Annotated in this window: 14 protein-coding genes; 12 read left to right on the top strand and 2 right to left on the bottom strand. The window is 34.5% G+C overall.

What is annotated here, in order from left to right; genetic code table 11:
* The first annotated feature begins 102 nt into the window (after nt 1-102).
* The 11 genes from ACTSKG_RS08000 to ACTSKG_RS07950 all read left to right on the top strand — a co-directional run bounded on the left by ACTSKG_RS08000 (nt 103) and on the right by ACTSKG_RS07950 (nt 12,254).
* A complete protein-coding gene (locus tag ACTSKG_RS08000; RefSeq protein ID WP_464757636.1) occupies nt 103-1,101 on the top strand; it encodes an ABC transporter ATP-binding protein in 999 nt (332 codons plus the stop codon).
* Entirely contained in the window at nt 1,091-2,089 is a 999-nt protein-coding gene (locus ACTSKG_RS07995) for an ABC transporter ATP-binding protein (RefSeq protein WP_464757634.1), read from the top strand. Before ACTSKG_RS08000 ends, ACTSKG_RS07995 begins: the two co-directional genes overlap by 11 nt.
* Nucleotides 2,086-2,898, top strand: coding sequence for an IclR family transcriptional regulator (locus ACTSKG_RS07990; protein ID WP_464757633.1), 813 nt, complete (start codon nt 2,086-2,088; stop codon nt 2,896-2,898). Before ACTSKG_RS07995 ends, ACTSKG_RS07990 begins: the two co-directional genes overlap by 4 nt.
* Before the next feature lie 12 nt (nt 2,899-2,910).
* A complete protein-coding gene (locus ACTSKG_RS07985; RefSeq protein ID WP_464757631.1) occupies nt 2,911-4,494 on the top strand; it encodes an ABC transporter substrate-binding protein in 1,584 nt (527 codons plus the stop codon).
* Nucleotides 4,495-4,566: 72 nt separating this feature from the next.
* Nucleotides 4,567-5,499, top strand: coding sequence for a nickel ABC transporter permease (nikB, locus tag ACTSKG_RS07980; RefSeq protein ID WP_464757629.1), 933 nt, complete (start codon nt 4,567-4,569; stop codon nt 5,497-5,499).
* The gene (locus ACTSKG_RS07975; RefSeq protein WP_464757628.1) at nt 5,499-6,401 is read left to right on the top strand and encodes an ABC transporter permease; all 903 of its coding nucleotides are present in this window, start codon (nt 5,499-5,501) and stop codon (nt 6,399-6,401) included. The genes nikB and ACTSKG_RS07975 overlap by 1 nt, the downstream gene beginning before the upstream one ends.
* Before the next feature lie 2 nt (nt 6,402-6,403).
* Entirely contained in the window at nt 6,404-9,292 is a 2,889-nt protein-coding gene (locus tag ACTSKG_RS07970) for a M14 family metallopeptidase (protein WP_464757626.1), read from the top strand.
* Nucleotides 9,292-9,906, top strand: coding sequence for a pyroglutamyl-peptidase I (locus ACTSKG_RS07965; RefSeq protein WP_464757625.1), 615 nt, complete (start codon nt 9,292-9,294; stop codon nt 9,904-9,906). The genes ACTSKG_RS07970 and ACTSKG_RS07965 overlap by 1 nt, the downstream gene beginning before the upstream one ends.
* On the top strand, nt 9,896-10,639 hold the full coding sequence (pxpB, locus tag ACTSKG_RS07960; protein ID WP_464757624.1) for a 5-oxoprolinase subunit PxpB: 744 nt from the start codon (nt 9,896-9,898) through the stop codon (nt 10,637-10,639). The genes ACTSKG_RS07965 and pxpB overlap by 11 nt, the downstream gene beginning before the upstream one ends.
* Entirely contained in the window at nt 10,636-11,397 is a 762-nt protein-coding gene (locus ACTSKG_RS07955; protein WP_464757622.1) for a LamB/YcsF family protein, read from the top strand. Before pxpB ends, ACTSKG_RS07955 begins: the two co-directional genes overlap by 4 nt.
* A complete protein-coding gene (locus ACTSKG_RS07950; RefSeq protein ID WP_464757621.1) occupies nt 11,397-12,254 on the top strand; it encodes a 5-oxoprolinase subunit C family protein in 858 nt (285 codons plus the stop codon). Before ACTSKG_RS07955 ends, ACTSKG_RS07950 begins: the two co-directional genes overlap by 1 nt.
* 54 nt (nt 12,255-12,308) lie before the next feature.
* Here the strand turns inward: ACTSKG_RS07950 and ACTSKG_RS07945 are convergent, their stop codons facing one another.
* Nucleotides 12,309-13,235, bottom strand: a complete 927-nt coding sequence (locus ACTSKG_RS07945) for an LCP family glycopolymer transferase (protein ID WP_464757620.1) — start codon at nt 13,233-13,235, stop codon at nt 12,309-12,311.
* 216 nt (nt 13,236-13,451) lie between these two features.
* On the opposite strand from ACTSKG_RS07945, the gene ACTSKG_RS07940 reads away from it, so the two are divergent.
* A complete protein-coding gene (locus ACTSKG_RS07940; protein ID WP_464757618.1) occupies nt 13,452-15,413 on the top strand; it encodes a WD40 repeat domain-containing protein in 1,962 nt (653 codons plus the stop codon).
* Nucleotides 15,414-15,494: 81 nt separating this feature from the next.
* Here ACTSKG_RS07940 and secA read toward each other — a convergent pair whose 3' ends face one another.
* Nucleotides 15,495-17,864 carry a preprotein translocase subunit SecA gene (gene secA / locus ACTSKG_RS07935; RefSeq protein ID WP_464757616.1) on the bottom strand — a complete coding sequence of 790 codons (2,370 nt, stop codon included), beginning with the start codon at nt 17,862-17,864 and terminating at the stop codon, nt 15,495-15,497.
* Between the last annotated feature and the right edge of the window lie 132 nt (nt 17,865-17,996).

Genomic DNA, 17,996 nt, shown 5'->3' with positions numbered 1-17,996 from the left:
GTTTAAAAACTATTGCAATAAGTCTGAATGTTAATTACAATGAAAAAAAGAATTAAAATATGAAATGGCGTTCCATATATTGAAACAATTAGGGGTGACTCAATGATTTCAGAAGTAATGAACGTAAAGAATCTACAAGTTGGAATAAAAGATGACGATAAAGATATTGCGATTGTAAATGGTATTAGCTTTCAGTTAAATAAAGCTGAAACTTTAGGGATTGTTGGAGAATCTGGATGCGGAAAGAGTATGACTTCTCTATCCTTAATGGGATTGCTTCCACCAGGAGTAGAATGGCAAAATGGGGATGTTCAAGTGGGCAACTCGCATTTTAAACAATTTAAAAATAAGGATTGGCGAAAGATACGTGGAAAAAAGATATCTATGATATTCCAAGAACCAATGAGTTCTTTGAATCCAGTTTATACAATAGGAAGTCAAATTGTTGAAATGATTTTGAGTCATGAATCCATTCCTAAGAAGGTAGCTAAAGTACGTGCGTTAGAAATGCTGAAGTTAGTTGGTATACCAAGACCAGAGCAAGTAATAAATGAGTATCCTCATCAGTTATCAGGAGGAATGAGGCAACGTATTATGATTGCCATAGCTTTATCTTGCAATCCTGAAATTTTGATAGCAGATGAACCAACTACAGCTCTTGATGTTACGATTCAAGCTCAAATTTTGGAACTAATGAAAAGTTTACAAGAAAAACTAAATATGTCTATTGTGTTAATCACTCATGATTTGGGTGTAGTTTCTGAGATGTGTGATCGTGTAATTGTGATGTATGCAGGGGAAATAGTAGAAGAAGCGAGTGTGGTGAATTTATTTGACTCTCCTAAACATCCTTATACTCAAGGATTAATGGAGTCACTACCTAATATTTCAGAGCAAAAGGAATATTTATCTTCCATACCTGGCGTTGTACCTGCACCAGGAAGTATGCCGATAGGCTGCCGCTTCGCTCCAAGATGTAGTAAAGCACATGATAAGTGTTCGCAAAACCCACCACTTATTACTACATCAGATAACACTCGTGTTCAATGTTGGCTATATGATTCAGAAACAACCTCTGAGGTGATTCGTAATGAAGAATGAAGAAGCAATATTAAAAGTGGAAAACTTAAAAAAATACTTTCCTGTTAAAGGTGGAGTATTCGGAAATAAAACACTCCAACAAGTGAAAGCAGTTGATGACATTTCTTTTGAAGTGAGACGTGGAGAAACCTTTGGAATAGTAGGAGAATCGGGATGCGGAAAAAGTACAGTTGGTAGAACGATTTTAAGATTATTAGAGCCAACAGAGGGTGCTGTTTTTTTTGAAGGGACAGACCTTGCGTCACTTGATAAAAATAAAATGAGATTAATGAGAAAAGATATTCAAATCGTTTTTCAAGATCCATTTGCATCTTTAAATCCACGGATGAGAGTTTTTGACATTATTGAAGAACCACTCATTAACTTCGGAGTCACAAGCAAAGAAGAAAGAGAAAAAAGAGTATTGGAAGTAGCAGATCAAGTTGGGTTAACAGCGAACCAATTAAAACGCCTTCCTCATGAATTTTCTGGTGGACAAAGACAAAGGATTGGAATTGCAAGGGCTTTAATTTCCAAGCCTAAGCTTATTATCGCAGATGAACCAGTATCTGCATTGGATGTATCTATCCAATCACAAGTATTAAATTTAATGAGAGATTTACAAAAAGAGTTTGGGCTTACTTATATTTTCATTTCACATGATTTAAGTGTCATCAAACATTTTTGTGACAGAATAGGAGTTATGTATTTAGGGAAAATGGTCGAAATTGCGGATAGCGATGATTTATATGATAACCCAAATCATCCATATTCTACTGCATTACTCTCTGCCCTTCCAAGCTCACATCCTTTGCAAAAGAAGGAAAGAATTATTTTAAAGGGAGATGTTCCGAGTCCTGCGAATCCACCGAACGGCTGTACTTTTCATCCGAGATGTTTTTCATGCATGGCAGTATGTAAAACCGACAAACCAGTTTTACTAGAAACAGAAAATAATCATTTTGTTTCCTGTCACTTACATCAACCAAAAAATGTGGTGAATTTATGAGCAAAACAATTGAAAAAGGCTTTCAATTACTTGATTTGTTTACAGAAGAAAAACCTTCTTGGCGTCTAGATGAAATATCTACCTTTAGTCAAATTCCTAAACCAACTGTTCATCGATTATTAAAAAATTTTGTTGATTACGGTTTTTTACAGAGGTCAGAAGTTGAGAAAAATGGAGTGCTAGTTGATGGAGATACCTACTCTTTAGGACTAAAACTTATGTATCTAGGAAATATTGTCTCAAGTAATTTGGAGATTCGTAATATTTCACTACCTTATATGAAACTACTTCAATCTAAATTTAATGAAGCAATTCAATTAGTTTCAAGAGATAAAGATGAAGGCGTTTATATAGAAAAAGTGGAAAGTACAAGACCTGTTCGTTTATATACTAAAACTGGAAGAAGAGCACCACTCTACGCAGGGGCTTGTACGCGAATATTATTAACTTTTTTGCCAGATGAAGAAATTAATGAAATCTTAAAACAGCCGATGAATTTTTATGCAAGTCAAACACCAAAAAGAATAGAAGACGTATGGTCTTTTATTCGTGAAACTAGAGAAAATGGATTTGCCTATAGTGATTCTGAATTAGAAGAAGGAACAGTATCTATTGCTGCGCCAATTTTTAATAGATTAAATGAAGTTGAATTTTCAATAAGCATCGCTGGATTTTCTACCTCATTACCAAGAGAAAAAGTCGAACATTTTCTAGTTCCACTTTGGGATGTAGCAGCAAGTATTTCTAAAAAAATCGGTTACTCTAATCCGTATCCATACGGATTATTAGATAGCGAAACAAAACTATAGGAGGATGGGGAAATGAAAAAAAGTTTACATACTAAGCTAGTAGCAGTTCTAGCGATATTAGTGTTAGTTTTGGCGGCATGTTCTAATGGAGGAAATAAATCGACAGAGGGAGAAACAAAATCTTCTTCTGGGAAAAATCCAGCATCAAGTCGTGGCAATGAGATAGTAGTTGGAATTTCAAGTGATCCACAAAGCTGGGATCCAATCGATACATTTTTACTAGATTGGAGCTCTGTAGCAACTTCCGTATTTGAAGGTCTAGTAGAACGTACACTTGATTTAGAATTAAAACCTGGCTTAGCAGAAAAATGGGAATACAAAGATGACAAGACAATAGTCTTCACGCTTCGTCAAGGAGTACAATTTCAAAATGGTGAACCATTTAATGCAGATGCAGTTAAATACACTTTCGATCGATTATTAGGTGATGAAGGGAAAAAGGGTCCTCAGTATTCAAACTATACTTCAATTAAATCAGTGGAAGTTAATGATGAATATACAGTAACTATGCATTTGAATAGTGCAGATCCAGTATTGCTAACAAAACTTTCGGGCTATGGTGCTGTAATTGTTCCGCCAAAGTATATTGAAGAAAAAGGAGACGAATTTTTTAACAATAACCCAGTTGGAACAGGTCCATTTAAGATGACTAGTTATAAACGGGACCAAGAAGTTGTACTTGAAAAGAATGAGAACTATTGGAAAGAAGGACTCCCAAAATTAGATAAAGTTACATTTAAAGTTATTCCAGAAGCTTCAACTCGTTTGGCAGAATTGCAAACTGGAAAAATTGATGTAATGAAACGTGTGGAAGTAGCGCAAGCAGAAACAGTAAAAGGTACAGACTTTTTAGAACTTAAAGAAGTGGGAACTCCTACTGTTTTTTCTTTGAGATTTGATACTGCAAAAGCACCTCTTGGGGACGTGAAAGTACGTCAAGCTATTAATTATGCTATCAATAAAGAAGAAATTATTAATACAATCCTTAATGGATATGCAAAACCAATTAGTACTTACCAAAGTGAGTTGTCATTCGGTAATAATCCGAATTTAAAGCCATACCCGTATGATCCTGAAAAAGCTAAAGAGCTATTAAAAGATGCTGGTGTTGCAGAAGGAACATCACTAGATCTATTCATCCCGGGTACAGATGGAAACTTTAAAGAAATTGCTCAAGCAGTTTCGTTCTATTTAGAAGAAGTAGGATTGAAAGTCAATATTAATAGTGTAGATGCAACAACATTAACATCTGACCTTATTCCAAAAGGAAATGCAGGACATATGTATCGACAAGGATGGGGAGGTTGGACATTAGACTTTGATAATACCGCATATCTAATGTACCACGAAGGTGAGCAATGGAACCCATCTTTTAAAGATGAAAAAGTGGAAGAATTATTAGCAGCACAACGGGCAACAGTTGATCAAAAGGAACGTGAAGCAATTTTCATGCAATTAACCGAATTACTTTATGAGCTAGCACCAGAAGTAAATCTATATCAAGCTGTAGATTTATACGCAGTCAATAAGCGTCTGAAAAACTTCCAACCACCAAATGAAGATCGTATGCGTTTTGAAGAAGTAACGGTCGAATAAAAGAAATATGGAAGAGATAGTATGAACATCTCATACTATCTCTTTCTTTTAAAAGGGGAAGGAGGAATAAATATGTTAACTTATGTTGTTCGAAGATTACTCCATACTATTTTAGTTGTGTTTGTCATCTCACTTATTGTTTTCTTTTCTATTCGTTTAACTGGTGACCCTGTTTCAGTAATGTTTGCTGCTGGGGAACCATCAAAAGAGGCAATTGAAGAGGTAACAAAAAACTTAGGTTTAGATAAGCCATTGTACATACAGTATGGATTATTTTTGAAAGGGCTAGTAACGCTTGATTTTGGAGAATCCTTCAGAAGTGGGATGCCTGTTACAGCTTTAATATTTGAAAAGATTGGTGCAACATTAGCCTTGGCATTTGGAGGAATTGTAGTAGCAATTATTATAGCATTTCCAGTGGGCATAATATCTGCTGTAAAAAGAGGGAAACCTATAGATTTATTTGGTAGAATTTTCTCCTTAATAGGGATATCCTTTCCGAACTTTTGGTTAGGAATTATGTTGATTTTAATATTTGCAGTTACCTTACAATGGCTTCCATCTTCAGGGTTCGATGGTTTTTCTTCTTTAATTCTACCATCTATTACACTTGGAATGATCTTGTCAGGTATATTAGCGAGATTAGTACGATCATCAATGCTAGAAGTGATGAATCAACAATATATAGCAACCGCAAAATCAAAAGGAATAAGTGTTTGGTCTGTTGTAATAAAGCATGCATTTCGTAATGCACTATTACCAACGATCACTTTTCTAGGCTTACAATTTGGCTCATTACTCGGTGGAACCGTCATTGTGGAACAAGTTTTTGCATGGCCGGGTGTTGGAAGGCTAATTATTGATGCAATAAATCAACGTGATTATCCAGTCATTCAAGGTGGAGTAATTTTTTTAGCTATAATAATGGTTGTTGTTAATTTGATTGTTGATTTAAGTTATTCCATCATTGATCCACGTATTAAAACTGGAAAGGGGAGTCATTAATGGTAGTTATCTCAAATGAAGACTCATTAGCCCAATCTAAAAAGTCTGTTTGGCAAAGATTTACAAAATTTATCAAAAAAAATCCAGCCGGTTTTATTGGTATCTTATTAGTTGCGATTAGCGTTGGATGTGCCATCTTTGCACCATGGTTAACTGCATTCGATCCGGGCAAAGCGAGCTTAGGTGCTAGGCTAAATCCTCCTTCTTGGTCAGATTCTACTGGAGATTCCATATTCTTTTTAGGTGCGGATCAATTAGGTAGAGACTTACTTACTAGGATTTTATACGGGGCAAGAATCTCTTTAATGGTAGGTTTTTTTGGAGTATTAATTTCGCTAGTTATTGGGACAATTTTAGGATTAGTTTCGGGGTATTTTGGTAAGTGGTTAGACGATTTTATTATGCGTGTTGCGGACATTCAGCTAGCATTCCCTTTTATCTTATTTGCAATAGTGGTGATGAGTATTTTAGGAACAGGTATTTGGAAAATAATTATTATTTTAGGATTAACGTATTGGGTAGGTTTTGCGAGGCTTATTCGTGGTCAAGTTATTGCTTTAAAAGAGCAAGAATTTATTCATGCTGCAAAAGCGATAGGTGGAACAAACTTTACGCTTATTCGAAAGCATATTTTACCAAATGTACTTTCTTCCATTTTTGTATTAGGGACTATGTACATCGCGGAATTTATTTTACTTGAGGCATCCTTAACGTTTCTAGGATTAGGTGTTGATCCAACAATTCCTTCATGGGGTGGAATGCTAGCAGATAGCAGAAATTATATAACTACTGCTTGGTGGACAGCTGTATTCCCAGGTGTTGCGGTTATGTTTACAGTTTTAGGTTTTAATTTACTAGGTGATTGGTTGCGTGATCGATTTGATCCAAATATGAAAATGTAGGGGTGCTGAATCTGAAAAATTTACAAGAGATTTGGACTTTAAATGGGATATTCGTAGACAAAAATCAAGATAATGTAATCGATGGTGTTTCTCTATTTGTAGATTTACCAGCAGAATTCCCTGATGGATTATTGGATTTTTTTGCACGAGTGGGGTATGAAACATCTGCATTATCGTATAATTTTTTTGAATACAATCATCAATCAGTTAAGATGATATTTAACAAAAACGAGGAATATAATTATATCGATTATGAGAATCGAACCATAACTGTGCATTATGTGAATGAGAAGGATTGTTCGAAACTTTTGTCGGAGCTTTCATTAATGGGAGTAGACCATGCTATTAATATGGAAGAGCCGAAATCTGTTGTTAAATCTATTCTTAGTTTATCAGAGATCTGGAGTTTTTCCGGATTTGGAGCAGATGTGGAAGCATCACCATATCAGGCATTGAGTTTAAACATAGATATACATCCTCAGATGAAATCTAGAGAAACTTTTATTGAATTATGTCACTTTGTTGCAAGAGCCGCATTATATTGTACAGAAATTAAGCTGCCAGTAATAAATAATACTTCTGCAAGTATTGAATTAAGCATATATCCAAGCGATGAAACAAAGCTAAAACTTATACAGGATAATAAGCTAAGTTTGAAAGGAACTAATAATGATGTAGCATCAGCATTAAAGTGGTTGAACAAACAAAAAAACTGGAGTGAAAAAGGAACGTTTGGAAATTGGGAACAGAAAATTCGCTTAGATGAGAAGAAACCTTCTAAATTACTCTTTCAAGAAGAGTGGGAAGACGAATCAGAAATAGAATTAGTTCAAAAGTTCTTACAGAATTATGAGTTATTAGAAGGAGATGAAATCGAAGTTTTTATATCGGAGCCTTTACATATCCGAAATCAACTAAAAATAGATATTGGGGCGATTTTTCCAAAATTAAAAAATGTAAAAGTTTACTCTGCTTATAAAACTGGATTTCAATGGTTTCGTGAAGATATCATCCCAATTATTGCGGAAGATATTATTGGGGTGAAAATCTATTCTAAGAACGAAGACAACGACGCGGGATTAGAGCTATCTATTCGTTGGATTCAGGAAATGTATCCTATCGATGCTTATCTGGAAAAACATACTCATTTAAAAGCAAATGATATTACTTTTTTTAAAGAAGATCATTTAGAGCATACATTTATTGTTTTTGGAATAAAAAATGATGGAACGACAGTTCAACTAGGAGATTTAGATGTTCCAATTACACGAATACCTTATGTAGAGGAAGGAAAATTTGCGTATCCTAATACTGGAGCAGTTCGTATTTATAAAACTGATCATACAGTGGAAACTCACTTGATCCCTACAGACAGGGAGCGATTTTACCTTTATTATTTGAACGAGTTCTTACCTAGAATGACAGAGAATCTAAAAGAAATAAACGATGGCCAAGGTGTTAATAGACCATTGTTCGATCGTATTGTATTGGATGTTTGGATGAGTGAACAAGAAGAAAAACTATTTGTAGATGAAGAGCGTATTTCTTCAATGGAAGCACTTTATGAAGATTTATATTTTAATACTCTCGATTATTTTTCGGAATGGGGAAAAAGAAAACTAGGTATTTCACTCGATGCACCTGGTGGGATTTATCCTTTCATGCATATTAAAGAAGGGGAAAAACCGAAATCTCAAATACAAGTATTTGAGTGGGTTGATTACACCCCTTTGACTTACAGAACAACCGAAATATATTTCGAGAATAATTGCGGAGAAATAACAGCAGTTGTTGAATCGAGTAATGGAAACTTTTCATGCAAGGTAGAATTATATGGAGTGGATCATGATTGGTCTTCTTGTGAATTAAGTAATTTTATCCAAGAAAATAGAGAGCTAAATGTAGTTTATCCAGATCACTCTTATTATGGTAAAAATATTCCTGTAATTGAATGCTATTTACCATCGGAGGAAATGTTTGATGCTGCTCTAAAATTAACACTACTCAAAAAAACAATTGTTATAGAAGCAGGTCATCATGCAAATGAAGTGTCTAGCACTCCTGCAGTTTTAAAACTAGTAAAGGCTCTGTTTAATAATCCGAACTACTTAAAAGAAATGAATGTTATTGTTATTCCTTTAGCAAATATAGATGGAAACTATTTACTTTCTAAAATGATTATAGAGCATCCAGAATGGAAGCACCATGCTGCTCGTTACAATGCAGTTGGTTTGGAGTTTGCGTATGTTAAATACCAACAAACTGTTTTTGGAGAAGCAAATATTTTACCGCAAGTGATGAGAAAGTGGGCTCCAGATATTGTTGTAGACAATCATGGAATTCCATCACATGAATGGATTCAGCCTTTTGCAGGATATAATAGTCCTCCTAGATTTCCTGTTTCATATTTTTTGCCGAGTGCGAAAATTTATGGTATTGGTCGGATTTCACAAGATATGAATGAAGAAGTGTTAGCTGGAAATTTAGAAGCTATCGTGCAAGCGATTAGTAAAAAATTTGAAGGTACATCTATTTCAGAAGAAAATGCTTATTGGAAAGAGCGTTTTATCAAATACGGAAATGCTTGGCTACCAGAGGTATTTCCAATCGAAGAAGCATCAACAATAAATTTTTATCGTCAACAAAGTGTCACTCCTTCATATCCTACTGTAAGTATCCTTCGTTACCCGGATTGGGTTGCTGCAGATATCATTTCCGAGGCAGCAGATGAAGTTGTGTATGACGAAGTGTTAGAAAGCTGTATGGAGTCTCAATATCTATTTAATATTGGAATTATAGATGTCCTAAAAAATAGCCCGACTCGAATTATTAAAGAAACTTTACGCAAATATCGAGTACGTCCAATAATTTTACAAGCGGAGGAGAAATGATGAAAAAACTACTGTTAACAGGATTCGAACCTTTTTTACATTACACTGTTAATCCTACAATGAAAATTGTTGAGGAATTAGATGGTTTAATCATTGGAGAATATCAAATTATAGGAAAAATAATGTCGGTAGATTTTAAAGCTTCCGGCAAACAATTGATAAAATCTTTGGAAGAAATACAACCAGATGTTCATATTTCGCTTGGATTAGCTGCAGGCAGATATAAAATAACACCGGAACGTATTGCCATTAATTTTAAGGATGGCGATGTAGATAATGATGGGAATAAACCAGTAGATGAAATAATACAAGATGCTGGTGAACCAGGATATTTATCTACATTACCAATTCGTAAAATGGTAAATAAGCTTATTGAAAATGGACTACCTGCAGAGATTTCAAATAGTGCTGGAACTTATTTATGTAACAATGTGATGTATGAAGGTCTCCACCACACAAAAATAACGAATAGCAAAATGCTTTCGGGTTTTATTCATATTCCTGCTTCTCACGAACTTGCAATCCAACATGGTAAAATTCCGAGCTGGTCTCACGAAGACTTAAAGAAAAGTATTATTACATGTATTGAAGTATTAGAAGAATATGAAAAATAATATTCCTGATGTGTGGAGAACAGGCGAGAGAACGCTTCGATTTAGTTTTGGAGAAGTGATTAGTTTTGAAGTTTATCAATCTGTTCATTCTTTTTCCGATTTTTTAGTTTCCGAGTGGAATCATTACCTGGAAGAGGTAGTCCCTAGCTATCATACTGTTACAGCATTTTTTAATAAGTCATCCATCTTAGATACTATAAAAATAGAAAATGTTCTAGAAAAATGGAAAAATTATAAAAGGGAAAGTACTTGTTCTCTAACTAGAAAAATTACTATTCCAGTGTGTTATGAGGAGCCATATAGTGAAGATATGGAAAGAATCGAGCAATTAATCGGTCGATCAAAAGATGAAATCATCCATCTACATTCAGAGAAAATATATACTATATATATGATTGGTTTTTTACCCGGATTTCCATACTTGGGTGATTTAAATCCTAAATTGTTTGTCCCTAGACTTGATAAGCCAAGAGTAAAAGTTCAAAAAGGTATGGTTGGTATTGGAGGGAGCCAAACTGGTATTTATCCAATTGAATCACCGGGTGGATGGAATATTATAGGGAGAACCCCTTTAGAAATATTTTCATTAAAACGGGAAAATCCCTTTTTCCTAAAAGCGGGTGATCTGCTGAAATTTTCGTCAGTTAGTAATGAGGAATATCAAGAGATTGAGTGGGAAATGAAAAATGACGCGAGTGCAATTCACCGATTCATAGAGGAAGTGGGTATATGAGAATTGATATAAATGCAGATGTTGGAGAAAGCTTTGGTCACTATATTGTTGGAGAAGATCAAGCGCTTTTTAAAGTAATTACATCAGCAAATATTGCTTGTGGATTTCATGCAGGTGATTTTACAGTAATGAATAAAACAGTAAAGGCTGCTAAAGAGAATCACCTATCCGTAGGGGCACATCCTGGCTTCCCCGATATACAAGGATTTGGCAGAAGAGATATAAGTATGAGCGGAGCAGAAGTATATGAAATGATTGTATATCAAATAGGTGCATTACAAGCATTTTGTCATATTCATCAAGTGGAGCTTTCACATGTAAAACCACATGGCGCGCTATATAATATATCTGCTAATGATGAAACTTTTGCAAGAGCAATTGCCAAAGCGGTATTTGATATTGCACCGAAAGCTATTCTTTTCGGACTTTGCAATAGTCAATTGCTAGAGGAAGGAAATAATATTGGTCTAAAAACTGCTGGAGAGGCATTTGCTGATCGAAGATATGATGATACTGGTCGTCTAGTTCATCGAAGTCACCCAAATGCAGTACTTACACGTTTTAAAGATATCGAGAAGCAAGTGGAAAACATAGTGATGAAAAAACAAGTAGAGACTTGTAGTGGAAAAATTATTGAATTAAAAGCTGATACACTTTGCTTTCATGGTGATGGAAGGAATGTAGTGGAGAATGTGCAAAAAACTCGAAAAATACTAGAAGCAAAAAATGTTAAGGTTGCGCCTTTGGAGATGGTTTAATGAAGGAATTATTTCGGGTTCTTAAAGAAGCTGTTTATGCTTCTTTGCAGGATAGAGGTAGAATAGGATATCGTGCATTTGGAATGCCTGTGGCTGGACCTATGGATGCTCATGCTTTCTTATTAGGTAATAAAATTATTGGGAACTCGCCAAATTGTGCGGCAATTGAATTGTTTCTAGGGGGACTTTCTTTAGAAGTTTTAACAAAGCATACTATTGCAATTTGTGGAGCAGATCTCCATGCTGAAATAGATGGTATAAAAATACCTTTGTGGAGATCAATAAACGTTCATAAAGGTCAAGTATTGTCATTTAAGAATCCTGTTCAAGGTAGTATAGCATATTTATTTGCTGTAGGAGGATTTGATGCTATACCAACTATGGGGAGTAAGTCTGCATATCCGAAAGCTAATATTGGTAGTATTTTGAAAAAAGGAAGTGTGTTGTCGGTCCCTGATTTACCGCTGCCAAAATTTCAGTGCGGTTTGGTAGTTTCTGCTATTCCTACATATAGTCAAGAAGTTGAAGTTGCGGTTTGGAAAAGTCCACATCTTTCATTGTTTAAAGAAGAGAGTATACAAACTTTTTTTAATACGGAATATACATATAAAGGTGGCGATCGGATGGGGTATTATATTAATGGTTCAAAACTTCATTTTGTAAACAAGAGTGATATTTTATCTGAAGCCACCCAGTTTGGAACAATTCAAGTTCCATCAAACGGTCAACCGGTTATATTAATGTCAGATGCCCAAACGGTCGGGGGATATGCAACGATTGGTAAGATTGCTGATGCTGACTTGTGGAAAATAGCACAATTAAGAATAGGTGGAAAGATAAAATTTAAAGAGATTTAAATACAAAGGGTAGCCTTCTAAAAGTTAAACAGAAAGGCTATCCTTTACTTCACACTATTTATCATTATTCACTTTAGTTTCCAACTCCAAATGCAGCCTTAATTCCGTGGTGATGTTATCCAATTCCTCTTTATCTACTATATAATACCAAATACCATCGGTTCTCTTTCCTTCGCCTTTTTCGAATGCTATCGGTTCGATTTTAGTTATTGTATTTTTATACCCTTTTTGTATGTCTATCATTTGTTCAAATGTCATATTTGTTCGGATATTTTGCTGGATGGATGATAAGAATTCTTTGTATTTCCATAAGTTATTAAAAGATGCACCTTCTTTTAAAATGGCTTGGAGCACTTGTTTCTGCCTTGCCTGTCTTCCGAAATCTCCAAGTGGATCGTCCTTTCGCATTCGAACATAATCTAATGCCTGCTCACCGTTTAAATGTATAGTTCCTTTTGAAAATGTATATCCATTAACTTCAAAAGCTTTTGCATTTTCAATCGTAACCCCTCCAACAATATTTACAATCTCCAAAAAACTTTCCATATTTACTTGAAGGATGTAGTCAATAGGAATGTTTAGTAGATTCTCCACAGTATTTAAGGCCATATCAATGCCACCAAATGCATAGGCGTGATTAACTTTGTCTAACTTATCTTTACCGATAATTTCTGTATAGGTATCCCTTGGTATACTGACCATTTTCGTTGAATCATTTGATGGGTTAACTGTTAGAACAATGATTGTATCAGATCGTCCTTTATCATGAACACGTTCGTCTACACCAAGTATTAGAAGTGAAAAAGGTTCTTTTTTTTCTAGTTCAACTTCGGTAGTTCTTAATTCGGAAATCTTACGAATCTCTGGTTCTTGAATTGTTTGGATTGTAGTTGAAACATCATTATATAAAGTACCTGCAAAGACAACTCCACCAATAAAAAAACAGGAAATAAGCGTAAGCCAAATAATTTTCTTTGACATAAGGAACCTCGTTTCTATATAGCAATAATGACTATATTTTGTTGTTTGTTATTAAAAATATGAAAATAAGGATTAAATTATTAATACGCATCACGCTTTAGTATGTTTTTAATCTAGTGTAATTAAACCTTAACTAGAAAACGTGGATATAAATTTGAGGAATTTTGCCGAAGTATATAAGGGTGGAAGATTGTATATGGAGGAATGAGTTTTTTTATGAAGAAGATATTTATTTTAGTATTATCAATTTTGTTTATTAGTTTATTTATAGTTTCTCAAGTATCAGCAGTAACTAATACTAAAGGAATTATTGAAAAGATAGGTCCTTCTTTTGTTAGAACTATTGCGATGAGTGGAGCAGCAGCGAGTGTCAATGGGGTGCCCTATCAATATGTAATTCTACAAGGTGAGCCTGCAGTTCTAGCAGTATATAAGTTGCCTGAAAAAGAATTAATGGATGAAGTGAAATTACCAAATTCAACTGCTGCTTGGGCTATCACAACGGATAAAAATGGACATGCCTGGATAGGAGGAACCCCTACTGCTGCTTTATATAGTTATAATCCAACTACTAAGAAACTTACGAATCATGGTACACCAGATAACAGTCATACATCTATATTAGATTTAGAAGTTGTAGGTGATGCTATCTATGGTAGTACAGCACCAAATGGAAAAGTTTTTAAATATCAAAATGGGAAATTTACAACACTGGGAATAGTAACAGGTGTTCAAAAGAATGCACGAAGTCTAGCCTTTCAAACAGGGAGCAATCGATTATTTGTTGGATCTGGTTCCAAAGCATCTTTAATCGTTTGGGATTTAAAAACAAATAAAAAAGTTGAAATCTTACCTGCTGCTTATAAAAATGAAAGCGATGTGTATGATTTAGATTATGTACAGGGCTTAATATTTGCAAAAGTTAGTCCAAGTAAGAAAATATTAGTATTCGATGCTAATACAAATAAGATGATTAAAGAACTTCCTGGAGGATCTCGTGGAGTTTCATCTGCCTCTCCAGTGGATGGAAATGTCTACTATTCATATATGCAGAATTCTTCCACTAGTTTGTATCGATTTAATACAAAAACGAGAATTACAGAAGATATGAAAATTAATTTAGCAGGAACAGAAGCGGTATCATTAGATTTTTTAAAATTACCTTCAGGTGAAACTATGCTAACAGGTTTATTAGGAAATACAGGCACACATCTTTTATATAATATCTCTAATAAGAATGTAGAAATTGTAAAATTAAAATTGCCGGAACAAAGTGTTCCAATTCATACAATTGGTGTTGATGGTAATGGGAAAATATTTACAAGTGGCTATGTTTCTGGACAAGTTTCTATTTATAATCCGATTGATAAAAAGAAAATACAAATTGACGGAATCGGACAAGTAGAGGGAATGGTTCCTTACAATGGAGGAATGTATTTTGGTGTTTATCCAACTGCGGAAGTAATGTATTATCATCCTGAAACAAATCCCTACGGTACCTCGATTTTTTCAGTGGCACAAATGGGTCAAAAAAGACCAATTTCCTTAGCTATTGCTCCAAATGAAAAAATACTTGCGGTAGGATCGCACCCAAATCAAGGAACTATATCTGGAAGTCTCAGTTATTATAACTTGAGTACAAAAAAAGTATCCCATCGAAAAGTGCTTTTCCAAAATCAAAGCGTTGTTTCATTAACTTATTTTAATGGCTATTTTTATGGAGGAACTTCTACATTTGCAAATAGTAATGCTGAAGGTATTGGTACAGCAAAATTCTTTAGAATTTCTGCTAAAGATATTAATGCAAAACCGGAAGAACTACCATCTCCAATTGCAAAACCAAGACTTATCTCTGCAATCGCAGATGGTCCTTCTTCTACTATTTGGGGAATTGCAGATGGTACAGTTTTTATGTACAATCCAAACACGAAAATAACAAAATCTATTCCAGTCGTAAGTCGAACAAGTGGGCAAATAAGAAATGGATCTATAATAGATGGAAAAAATGGTTTCATGTACGGAACTATAGAAAATAAGTTATTTCGTATTCACTCAACCTCTTACAAACTTGAAATGCTTAGTGGAAGCCAACAAGCTAATGGGGTTGCATTAGGTGTAGACGGTAATATTTACTTTACATCTGGTGGGGATGTATGGAGATATAATATTAAATTTTAGAGACTAGTTATTCCTGGATCTGTTAGAAAACTAGATGGAAAAGGTCAGTACATCGGAAATTATCCTTTGTACTGACCTTCTTTATTCTTCGATTTTAGTCGCATTCAGTTGTAAATAGTATCGGATTATATCTCTAAAGAAAGTGTTAAGCATTTCGTTGAATAAATGAAGTGCATCAAATGAATATAGTCGGTATGGGTCTTCTTGCCCGTATCCTCGTATACTAATACCTTCTCTTAGATGATGAAGATTACCTAAATGAGTTATCCATAGTCTGTCTAATACTTCCATATAAATAGTTTGAATATTACTCCAGATTTCATCTTCTGTGATAGCATTACTACAAATATTTAACGCTTCGTTATATACGTTATCCAATGCTTTTTTTAGTTGATCTCTGTTCTCTGTATCGAGAGATTCGTATCTATTTTCTTCATTCGAAGTTAGTAGAGAGAGAATTTTAATCTCGTCTATAATTTCATTTAGTATAGCGGATTGACTAGCATTATCTAACGTTAACTCGGAAAGTTCCTCTACTAGCGTACTATGACGTTCATGCATGGCATCAATGATAAGTGATTGTATATTTTCTATTTTTAATGCTTTTTCACGATAATTATACATGACACTTTGTTGATCGTTGTTAATATCATCCAGTTTTAAAAGATGAGAACGGCTGGAAAAGTGCATACCTTCAATAACATTTTGTACATTATATACAAATTTTGTAGGATTCGGTGAAAGTACTAGCCCGAAATTGTCCGTTTTTACTTTACCTTTATATTTTGCAAATTCATCTTCATCATAGTAATGAAAAAGTTCATCTTCCAGTGAAACGATAAATTGTGTACTACCTGGGTCACCTTGACGTCCACCACGACCACGGAGCTGCATATCAATACGAGCGCTGGTGTGGAGTTCAGTACCAATAATATGTAGCCCGCCTAACTCTGCTACACCTTCACCTAAAATGATGTCCGTTCCACGACCTGCCATGTTAGTTGCAAGCATAATTTTATTCAGCTGTCCTGCATTCGAAATTAAATCTGCTTCATCTTCTACAGTTTTTGCATTTAGTATAGAATGTTCAATTCCAAGTTCTTTTAAATGTGCAGAATACTTTTCAGATTGCTCAATAGAAGTAGTACCAATCAAAACTGGGCGACCGATTTCATGGAATCTTTGTGTTTCTTCCACAATCTTTTTCATTTTATCTTCAGCTGTTAAATATACAAGGGTATCCATGTCCACTCGTTTGTTTGGTTTATTCGTAGGGATTTCAGTTACTCTTAGATTATAAGTTTCCCAAAATTCCTCGCGAGAAGGCACGGCACTGCCTGTCATCCCGGATACATGTTTATAAAGTCTAAAATAATGCTGAATCATCACAGAGGCTTGTGTATTATTTTCTTCTTTGATCGTTACCTTTTCTCTTGCTTCAATTGCTTGGTGAAGTCCATCACTAAATGTACGGCCTTCCATAATCCGACCTGTGTATGGGTCAACAATCATAATCTTATCTTCTTTTACGATATAATCTACATCTTTCCGCATAACTACTTTAGCTCTTAGGGTTTGCATTGCAATATGCATAAATTCACGATGTTCACTATCATACACATTATCAATTCCAAAGGCTGCTTCTAGGCGATCTGCCCCGTTATCCAACAAAACAATCTGTTTCGTTTCAGGATAATAATTATAGTCTTCGTTATTTTTAAAAGAATCAATTACAAGATGCATGATTGGAAATAGATTTAAACTTGCATTAGATTTACCTGCAATAATCAAAGGTGTTCTTGCTTCATCTATTAATATACTATCAACCTCATCAATCAAAGCATAAAAAAGAGGTCGCTGAACAAGTTCATCTTCACTACGCACCATATGATCTCTTAAATAATCAAAACCAAACTCGGTTCCTGTACCATAAGTAATATCACAATTATATGCCGCTTGTTTTTCATCGCTTTCAATACCAGAAATATTTAAACCTACTGATAAACCTAGGTATTCAAATAGAGGCTTCATTTCTTCAAAGTCTCTATTTGCCAAATATTCATTTGCTGTAATAATATGTGTTCCTTTGCCATATAAAGCCATCACATACGCGGGAAGTGTAGCTACTAATGTTTTTCCTTCCCCTGTCTGCATTTGAGCAATTTGTGATTGTGTTAAGACGGCACCTCCCATTAACTGAGAATCATAGTGTCGTTTGCTTAAAACACGTTTTGAAGCTTCTCTTACGACTGCAAATGCTTCCACAATTAATTCCTCTGGAGAAACTCCATTATTTAACTGCTCACGGAAACTTTCTGAGTAAGCCTTTAACTCTGCATCTGTTTTATTTGTAAATGAATCTTCTAATGTATTTATTTTGGAAACTATTTTTTTAAGCTGTTTTAGTTCGATTACTTCTCCAGAAATCATTTTTTTTATAGAATGTAACATGTTCATTCTCCCTACTTTTAAATTCCATATTCTATTATAACATGAAACAATCAAGCAAGCATTTTCAAGTTTTATTTCTAGTATTTCAAATATATTACAAAAAAAGTTTTAAAAGTTACCAATAGATGTTAA

The sequence above is a fragment of the Psychrobacillus syltrankelensis genome (assembly GCF_055454035.1).
Note: the sequence above shows the minus strand (reverse complement) of the source record. Positions and strands in the feature narration are given on the sequence as shown.

What these genes read in the sequence shown, in the direction of transcription:
- ACTSKG_RS08000 (WP_464757636.1), top strand. Translation starts at nt 103, where the DNA reads ATGATTTCAGAAGTAATGAACGTAAAGAATCTACAAGTTGGAATAAAA.
- ACTSKG_RS07995 (WP_464757634.1), top strand. Translation starts at nt 1,091, where the DNA reads ATGAAGAATGAAGAAGCAATATTAAAAGTGGAAAACTTAAAAAAATAC.
- ACTSKG_RS07990 (WP_464757633.1), top strand. Translation starts at nt 2,086, where the DNA reads ATGAGCAAAACAATTGAAAAAGGCTTTCAATTACTTGATTTGTTTACA.
- ACTSKG_RS07985 (WP_464757631.1), top strand. Translation starts at nt 2,911, where the DNA reads ATGAAAAAAAGTTTACATACTAAGCTAGTAGCAGTTCTAGCGATATTA.
- nikB (WP_464757629.1), top strand. Translation starts at nt 4,567, where the DNA reads ATGTTAACTTATGTTGTTCGAAGATTACTCCATACTATTTTAGTTGTG.
- ACTSKG_RS07975 (WP_464757628.1), top strand. Translation starts at nt 5,499, where the DNA reads ATGGTAGTTATCTCAAATGAAGACTCATTAGCCCAATCTAAAAAGTCT.
- ACTSKG_RS07965 (WP_464757625.1), top strand. Translation starts at nt 9,292, where the DNA reads ATGAAAAAACTACTGTTAACAGGATTCGAACCTTTTTTACATTACACT.
- pxpB (WP_464757624.1), top strand. Translation starts at nt 9,896, where the DNA reads ATGAAAAATAATATTCCTGATGTGTGGAGAACAGGCGAGAGAACGCTT.
- ACTSKG_RS07955 (WP_464757622.1), top strand. Translation starts at nt 10,636, where the DNA reads ATGAGAATTGATATAAATGCAGATGTTGGAGAAAGCTTTGGTCACTAT.
- ACTSKG_RS07950 (WP_464757621.1), top strand. Translation starts at nt 11,397, where the DNA reads ATGAAGGAATTATTTCGGGTTCTTAAAGAAGCTGTTTATGCTTCTTTG.
- ACTSKG_RS07945 (WP_464757620.1), bottom strand. Translation starts at nt 13,235, where the DNA reads ATGTCAAAGAAAATTATTTGGCTTACGCTTATTTCCTGTTTTTTTATT.
- ACTSKG_RS07940 (WP_464757618.1), top strand. Translation starts at nt 13,452, where the DNA reads ATGAAGAAGATATTTATTTTAGTATTATCAATTTTGTTTATTAGTTTA.
- secA (WP_464757616.1), bottom strand. Translation starts at nt 17,864, where the DNA reads ATGTTACATTCTATAAAAAAAATGATTTCTGGAGAAGTAATCGAACTA.